Below are 8,186 nucleotides of genomic sequence, written 5' to 3' on the forward strand. Positions count from 1 at the left end.
CTGTCTCGCTGAGACCAATCATCGGACGGCCTTCAATCATAACCGGTTCACCGGAATCCATTTCAAAAATGGCCCAGGTGTCGGTTGGTTCCTGAATGAGTTCATATACTGTCATCATGCCAGCAGTCTAAACGTTAGAGATTACAAATAGTTTCATTCTTTCATCGCTTTAACGATGAACAGGCGGTATTTTCCCGTAAGCACATCCGAAAACCGGACAAATCACTGACAAAAAATTCGCAAATAATTGATATTAAATAATATTTTTCAGATAAAAGTTTTATTTACCGTAAGAAGCTTTCAGATTTTCCGACCTGCAAAACCCACGGCAATATGAACCTATAGTAAATAATTTATGCACTAATTTTAGACACTTGGCAAATACCAGACAGAATACAGCATCTGCCAGAGCGTATCCCGAAAAGTGCGAAGCGCCTTCGCGGGGAAAACAGTCCACCGGACTGTTTTCTTATCCCGCTTCGATCGGATAAGATACGCGTTAACACAAAGAGTTAGAGCATATCCCGCCAAGTGTATTCATGGCACTCGCTCTAGATTTTTTTCTGGTCGCATGTTCGCGAACGCTCAATGTGTCCATTTCGCTGCGACATGCTCTAGCTGCTTTTAACAGTATCACCGGACAGCATTGTGCTTCGGTACAATAAAAAATGCCGCATTCCTTGTCGGGAATACGGCATTTTTAACTGTCGTGACTTCAGATTAACCCTTGTTCGGGCCTTCATCAAAACCAATAAAGATCTGCACCTGACGTGACGATGCTTCAGGCACGCTCACCGGCGTTCCCGCAAACAGGAACTGTGTTGCCGACTGGGAATTATTCATCGCAACTGCCTGTTTATGCAGTTTTGTGGAGATCACTTTATCGCCTTCCATCACCACAACGCGGATCGGCATATTGATTGTGCCGTTGCGGAATTTCGGCCCAGGTACAACGCGGCCTGCGGCTGCAACAGTAATTGTCAGCGTACCATTATCCCGACGGCAATCGCGGGTCACATCGCTGATCGAAGCCTGATAAACCACACGGCTGCTGTCACCGTTTCCGCCCTTTTCATAAGTGCTGAAGAATGACGTTCCCTCACGCAGGCTGATGCGCGGGCAATAGGCCTGCAAATCCGCCTGTGTCACGCGCTGCTCACCGGATGTGGAAACAGCACCCTGCTGATTGCCGCTGGTTGAGCAACCGGCAACCAACAAACCAAGCAATGCAGCTCCACCCAAACGGGTAAACCGCAATGAAAGAGGATTTAAACGTCCGAAGGTAGATTTCTGCATAAACCGGTCTTCCTGAATATTGAACCTGTTTGCGAACCGCTCCGGCAACGCGCCGTAACTGTTCTGTTGTCTTGTTTCCCGCATCTCCCAAAGAGTTCCACTCTTTGTCTGATGCGTAAATTCTTCACCATCGCGCATTTTACCCAAAAACCGTTTCACACTTTTTGGAATGCGCTTTATACCCAAATCCTGCGGCGTCTTTGACATATCCATATGGACGCAAGGCGCTTAACATGCATTATGAGATAATATTTTCACGTTTTTTGTGAACAGGGCAAGCTCTATCCACCGATGCTTGCGTCAGCCACAAGAGATATGACAGGAAAACACCGCAAACTTGACCAAAACCGGCTCAAAACCGGCACAGAATTGCATTGACTGAATGAGGCCTGAAATCTTATGAAATATATCAGCACCCGTGGCGAAGCGCCGGTTTTGGGCTTTTCTGATGCACTTTTGGCGGGTTTGGCGCGGGACGGCGGTCTCTATCTGCCGGAAACCTATCCGCAATTTTCCTCAGATGACATCCGCAAGCTGCGCGGCAAATCCTATGTGGAAATCGCCCTCGCAGTCCTCACTCCTTTTGTGAATGGTGAGATTCCGGACGCCGAATTTGAAAAAATGGTGCGCGAATCTTATGGCTCATTCCGCCATGATGCCGTCTGCCCGCTGATGCAAACCGGTGCGAATGAATTTGTGCTGGAGCTTTTCCACGGCCCGACTCTCGCCTTTAAAGATGTGGCAATGCAGCTGCTGTCACGCATGATGGATTATACGCTGGCACAGCGCGGACAGCGCGCAACCATTGTCGGCGCAACTTCCGGCGATACCGGCGGCGCAGCGATTGAAGCTTTTGCCGGTCGCGACAATACCGATATTTTCATCCTGTTCCCGCATGGCCGTGTGTCACCTGTGCAGCAGCGCCAGATGACCTCATCTGCAGCCAGCAATGTTCATGCTCTGTCGATCGACGGTAATTTTGACGATTGTCAGAACCTCGTCAAAGGCATGTTCAATGATCTGAACTTCCGTGACACGCTTTCTCTCTCCGGTGTGAATTCGATCAACTGGGCACGTATCATGCCGCAGATCGTTTATTATTTCACATCAGCAATCAGCCTCGGCGCACCGGATCGCAAAGTGTCCTTCACTGTGCCGACCGGTAATTTCGGCGATATTTTTGCGGGCTTTGTCGCCAAAAAAATGGGACTGCCGATTGACCGTCTGATCATTGCCACCAATGACAATGATATCCTGTCACGCACTGTTGCCACCGGCTCCTATGCAATGCGCGGTGTGGAGCAGACCTCTTCTCCGTCCATGGATATCCAGATTTCCTCGAATTTCGAGCGTCTGCTGTTTGAATCCTATGATCGTGATGCAGCAGCTATTCGCGGGTTGATGCGCAGCCTTGGCCAGTCCGGTGAATTCACCATTGCCGATGCACCGCTCAAAACCATCCGCAATCAGTTTGCTGCCGGTCGTTCAACCGTTGCGGAAACCGCTGCAACCATTGACTCAGTACTGAAACAGGACGGCTATCTGCTTGACCCGCATTCGGCTATCGGCGTTAAAGTTGCGCGCGAACACGCAGATACAGCCTCACCGATGGTGGTGCTGGCAACCGCCCATCCGGCCAAATTCCCGGATGCGGTGAAAGATGCCTGCGGTGTTTCTCCGGCTCTGCCTGCATGGCTCAGTGATCTGATGGAGCGTAAAGAACATTTCACGCGTCTTCAAAATGACCTGAAAGTGGTGGAAGATCATATCCGCAGCCACTCGCGAGCAGCAAAATAATCAAGGTTCTGCTGCAGCCATATGTTGTATTATGGCAGCAAATTTGCATAGATTTCGCTCTGCCCCTATATGTCACCTGATAAAACAACAGGGGCAGACGAGCTCTTCCGGAACGGTCACGTTCTTTCTTTGTCGCATTGCCATGCCCGTCAGACTCAAAGAAGCTGACGGTTAAAATACTCAGGGGAGTATGCCTAGAATGGGTGTAGAAGTTAGCGTTCTGTCCAACGGACTGACAATTGCCACCGAAACCATGCCGCTGATTGAAAGCGTGGCATTGGGTATCTGGGTCAAGGCAGGCTCCCGCAATGAAGCGCATAACCGCCACGGCATTGCGCATTTTCTCGAGCATATGGCCTTCAAAGGCACAGAAAACCGCAGTGCATGGCAGATTGCAGCCGATATTGAAAATGTCGGCGGTGAGATCAATGCCGCAACCAGCGTTGAGACCACCTCTTATTATGCCCGCGTTCTGCGCAATGATCTGCCGCTGGCGATTGATATTCTGGCCGACATTCTCACCAGCTCAAAATTCGATGAAGATGAGCTGGAACGCGAGAAAAACGTCATCATGCAGGAAATCGGCGCGGCCTATGATACGCCCGATGACATTGTTTTCGATCGTTTTTCTGAAACATCCTATCTGAACCAGCAGATCGGACGCTCCATTCTCGGCACACCGGAAACGGTGCAGTCCTTCACACCGGGTGATCTGCGTAATTATATCAATGAACAATATAGCGCCGACCGTATGGTTGTTGTCGCTGCCGGTGCCGTTGACCACGCCTCGTTTGTGCGCGAAGTGGAAAGCCGTCTCGGCGGTTTCCGCGCAACGACACAGGCTGCAGCGCCAGTGAAAGCATCCTATGTCGGCGGTGATTACCGCGAAGAACGTGACCTGATGGATGCCCAGGTGCTAATCGGCTTTGAAGGCCGCGCTTACCATGTGCGCGATTTCTATGCCTCACAGCTTCTGGCAACGGTTCTCGGCGGCGGCATGTCTTCCCGCCTGTTCCAGCAGGTGCGTGAAAAGCGTGGTCTGTGCTATTCTGTCTATGCCTTCCATTGGGGCTTTTCCGATACCGGCCTGTTCGGCATTCATGCGGCAACAGGACGTGAAAACCTTGAGGAACTGGTGCCGGTTGTTCTCAACGAGCTTTATGAAGCATCGAGTAATATCAATATTCAGGAAGTTGACCGCGCCCGTGCGCAATATCGCGCCGGTCTGCTGATGTCGCAGGAAAGTGCAGCAAGCCGAGCAGGTCAGATTGCCCGCCAGATGCTGCTCTATGGTCGTCCGGTACCGAATGAAGAACTGCTGGAACGTCTGAGCCTGATTACGCCTGAACGTCTGACAGATCTTTCCGGTCGCATGTTCCTCGACAGTAAACCGACCATTGCCGCTGTCGGCCCTGTCAGCCAGATGATGGGTTATGACGATATTCACGGCACGTTGCGCGGCTTCGCCGCGAATAAGCGTCCGGCACTGGCAGTTTAACTTAACAGGCTGGGTACCATGATCAGCTTTCCCTTCAGCAAAACACCGTCTGTGTATCTGAAGGGGGAGCGTCTGTTTTTGCGTGAGCCGCAATGGTCTGATTACCGCCAATGGGCAAATCTGCGCGAAAAAAGCCGTGCTTTTCTGACCCCGTGGGAGCCTATATGGCGGGATGACGAGCTGGAAAAATCCAGTTTCCGGTTGCGTCTGCGCCATTACTCTGAAGAAGCACGCAGCGGAAATGCATGGTCGCTGTTTTTATTCCGCAGGTCCGACAATGTTTTACTGGGGGGAATCACCCTCGGTAATATCCGGCGCGGTGTCGCCCAATCCGGACAGATCGGATACTGGTGCGGCGCACCTCATGCCGGTCAGGGCTATATGTTCGACGCTTTGAAACTGGTTATCCCCTTCGCATTCAGTGAACTGCGGTTGCACAGACTTGAAGCTGCCTGTATTCCGTCTAATCTGCGTTCGGTCAGGCTTCTTGAAAAAGCCGGATTTTTACTGGAAGGCACATTGCGCTCCTATCTCAAGATTAACGGCCTGTGGCAGGATCATCTGCTCTACAGCCTGATTGAGGGAGAAGAGCAGCGCAGAGGTCTTTCTGTTAAAACAACAGCCGTCTGACCGTTAAGCGCAAAGCACCTGATACCAAGACAAAAAGGTAAAGATAGTGACAGAAAACTTTCAGAACCGATTGAAAACGTTTTTCTGTGTGTTTGCCTTTATCGCAGCATTATTGCAGATCACGGTTCCTGCATCCGCAGTTGAGCCGATCAAAATTTCCAAAGAAGATACGGCTCTCGACCTCACCCGCGCTGTGCAAATCATGCATAATCAGGGTGATACTGTGCAGATATCCACGGCTCCCGGTGCCGACGGCATTGTGCGCCGCATTGAAGTGCAGGCCGACAAGGACAAACGCTCCAGCGGTAACTGGGCAGCTTTTGCTATTGCCAATCCGACTGATGAGCAGATTGACCGTCTGATTGTTGCCCCGCATTACCGTCTTGTGAAATCGGGCTTTGTCTGGCCGGATCTGGGTTCGCAGCGCATTTCCTCCATCACGCCGAGTGAGGGCTTTGCGCTTGACCGTCAGGTCAGCCCTGATGCGGATGTGTTTCTGATTACCATCAATCCGGGCTCGGTGATTACACTGGTTGCGGAAATGGCCTCCCCTAATCTGCCGCAGCTTTATCTGTGGGAGCCGGATGCCTATAAAGACACAATCAACTCCTACACGCTCTATCGCGGTATTCTGCTCGGTATTTCCGGCCTGCTGGCGCTGTTTCTGACCATTCTTTTTGTTGTGCGCGGAACATCGCTGTTCCCTGCTGCTGCGGCACTGGCATGGGCGGTTCTGGCCTATATCTGTGTGGATTTCGGCTTCTGGAACAAGCTGATCGCTATCACCCCCGGCAATGAGCAAATGTGGCGGGCGGGCACGGAAGTGGCACTGGCTGCCAGTTTCCTGATTTTCCTGTTCACCTATCTCAATCTCAACCGCTGGCACGACCATTTTTCCTATGGCGCTGTGGCATGGGTTCTCGGCCTGATGATGCTGAGCGGTGTGGCGATTTTTGATCCGCCGATTGCGGCCGGTATTGCCCGTATCTCTTTTGCGCTGACCGTTATCTGCGGCATCGTCATTATCGGCATTCTGGCTTTGCGCAGCTATGACCGCGCGATTATGCTGATCCCCACATGGCTGCTGATTGCCATATGGATGACCGGCGCATGGCTGGCCGTTTCCGGCCGTCTGGACAATGACATCGTGCAGCCTGCGCTTGGCGGTGGTCTTGTCCTGATCGTTCTGCTGATCGGCTTCACCGTGATGCAACATGCTTTTGCGGGCGGCGTGTTGCGTGTCGGTCTGTTCTCCGATATGGAGCGGCAGGCGCTGGCGGTTATCGGTTCCGGCGATATTGTCTGGGACTGGGATGTGCCGCGCGACCGCGTGGTGACAACGCCTGATATTTCCACCTATCTCGGCACGGCTGCGGCCAGCCTTCTCGGCCCTGTGCGCAACTGGCTGCCGGTGATGCATGGTGATGACCGTGACCGCTTCCGCACCACGCTGGATGCAATTCTGGAAAATCGTCGCGGTCGTATTCATCAGACTTTCCGCCTGCGTGCCAATGACGGTCACTATCACTGGTATCATCTGCGCGCGCGTCCGGTTATCGGCTCGGATGGTGAAATTGTGCGCTGTGTCGGAACGCTGCATAATGTGACTGAGCAGAAAAAGGCCGAAGAACGCCTGCTGCATGATGCCGTGCATGACAATCTTACCGGCCTGCCGAACCGCGAACTGTTCCTCGACCGCCTCGCCAATGTCATGAGCATGTCCTATAATGAGAGCAGGCTCAAACCGACTGTTTTCGTCATTGATATTGACCGGTTCAAACAGGTCAATGACAGCCTCGGCATGTCTGCCGGTGATACGATTTTGCTGACAATCTCGCGCCGCCTGTTCCGCTTGATGAAGCCGCAGGATACGCTTTCAAGACTGTCATCCGACCAGTTCGGCCTGATCCTCGCGTCTGAATCTGATCCGGCAAAGGTTGCAGCCTTTGCAGAAGCGCTGCGTCAGGCCATCCGTGCGCCGATCTCTTATGCCAAGCGCGAGATTGTGCTGACAGCATCGGTCGGCCTTCTGACATGGACGGCCAATGCCGCCAATGCGGAAGATATGATAAAAGATGCGGAACTGGCCATGTATCAGGCCAAGCGTTTTGGCGGCGACCGTATTGAACCGTTCCGCCCGTCCTTCCGTGCTATTGGCAGCGACAAGCTGCAGCTGGAATCCGATCTGCGCCGCGCTATTGAGCGCAAGGAAATCACAATTGCTTATCAGCCGATTGTGAATTTGCAGGACGGCACTATTGCCGGTTTTGAAGCTTTGATGCGCTGGGAACATCCGCGCCGCGGGCCGATTTCGCCGTCTGAATTTATTCCGATTGCCGAAAATTCAGGCCTCATCGTGCCGCTTGGTCTGTTTGCCATGCAGCAATCAGCCAATGACCTGTTCAACTGGCAGGAAAACCTGTCGCGTCCGAACCTGTTTGTCTCCGTCAATCTGTCCAGCACCCAGCTGATCCGTCAGGATTTGCTGAGCGATGTCCGTGCGATCCTGTCCCGTACACATGTGACCAAAGGCACGCTCAAACTGGAACTGACAGAATCCGTGCTGATGGAAAATCCGGAACAATCAGCACATATGCTGAACGAGCTGAAATCTATGGGTGTCGGCCTGTCACTGGATGATTTCGGCACCGGCTATTCATCGCTTGCCTATCTGACACGCTTCCCGATCGACATGATTAAGATCGACCGCTCCTTCGTCAAAGGTGATAAGCCGCAGAAAGCGACGCTGCTGCGCTCCATCATTCGCATGGCGCAGGATCTGGAACTCAAGGTTGTTGCAGAAGGTGTTGAAAGCGAACAGGACGCCATGCAATTGCGTGAAATGGGCTGCGAATATGTTCAGAGCTTCCTGTTCGGCCAGCCAATGACGGCTGAAAATGCAGCCCGCCTGCTCAATGGTCAGACAGTAGAATAAGCATAATTCGTCAAAAATAAAAAACAACGC

Annotated in this window: 5 protein-coding genes; 4 read left to right on the top strand and 1 reads right to left on the bottom strand. The window is 52.3% G+C overall.

Going from position 1 to position 8,186, the window contains the following annotated elements; translation table 11 throughout:
• Positions 1–720: 720 nt before the first annotated feature.
• On the bottom strand, positions 721–1,296 hold the full coding sequence (locus A918_RS0113970) for a hypothetical protein (RefSeq protein WP_028233820.1): 576 nt from the start codon (positions 1,294–1,296) through the stop codon (positions 721–723).
• A 399-nt stretch (positions 1,297–1,695) separates the two neighbouring features.
• On the opposite strand from A918_RS0113970, the gene thrC reads away from it, so the two are divergent.
• The 4 genes from thrC (at position 1,696) to A918_RS0113990 (ending at position 8,156) form a co-directional block, all read left to right on the top strand.
• The gene (gene thrC / locus A918_RS0113975; RefSeq protein ID WP_022711666.1) at positions 1,696–3,093 is read left to right on the top strand and encodes a threonine synthase; all 1,398 of its coding nucleotides are present in this window, start codon (positions 1,696–1,698) and stop codon (positions 3,091–3,093) included.
• A 199-nt stretch (positions 3,094–3,292) separates the two neighbouring features.
• On the top strand, positions 3,293–4,591 hold the full coding sequence (locus tag A918_RS0113980) for a pitrilysin family protein (protein WP_022711667.1): 1,299 nt from the start codon (positions 3,293–3,295) through the stop codon (positions 4,589–4,591).
• Between the two features lie 18 nt (positions 4,592–4,609).
• A complete protein-coding gene (locus tag A918_RS0113985; protein ID WP_022711668.1) occupies positions 4,610–5,221 on the top strand; it encodes a GNAT family N-acetyltransferase in 612 nt (203 codons plus the stop codon).
• A 70-nt stretch (positions 5,222–5,291) separates the two neighbouring features.
• Positions 5,292–8,156 carry an EAL domain-containing protein gene (locus A918_RS0113990; protein WP_028233821.1) on the top strand — a complete coding sequence of 955 codons (2,865 nt, stop codon included), beginning with the start codon at positions 5,292–5,294 and terminating at the stop codon, positions 8,154–8,156.
• Positions 8,157–8,186 lie beyond the last annotated feature (30 nt).

This window comes from Pseudochrobactrum sp. AO18b, from assembly GCF_000409565.1.
GTDB lineage: Bacteria > Pseudomonadota > Alphaproteobacteria > Rhizobiales > Rhizobiaceae > Pseudochrobactrum > Pseudochrobactrum saccharolyticum.

Coding starts and splice junctions, on each gene's coding strand:
- A918_RS0113970 (WP_028233820.1), bottom strand. CDS start 1,296: ATGCAGAAATCTACCTTCGGACGTTTAAATCCTCTTTCATTGCGGTTT.
- thrC (WP_022711666.1), top strand. CDS start 1,696: ATGAAATATATCAGCACCCGTGGCGAAGCGCCGGTTTTGGGCTTTTCT.
- A918_RS0113980 (WP_022711667.1), top strand. CDS start 3,293: ATGGGTGTAGAAGTTAGCGTTCTGTCCAACGGACTGACAATTGCCACC.
- A918_RS0113985 (WP_022711668.1), top strand. CDS start 4,610: ATGATCAGCTTTCCCTTCAGCAAAACACCGTCTGTGTATCTGAAGGGG.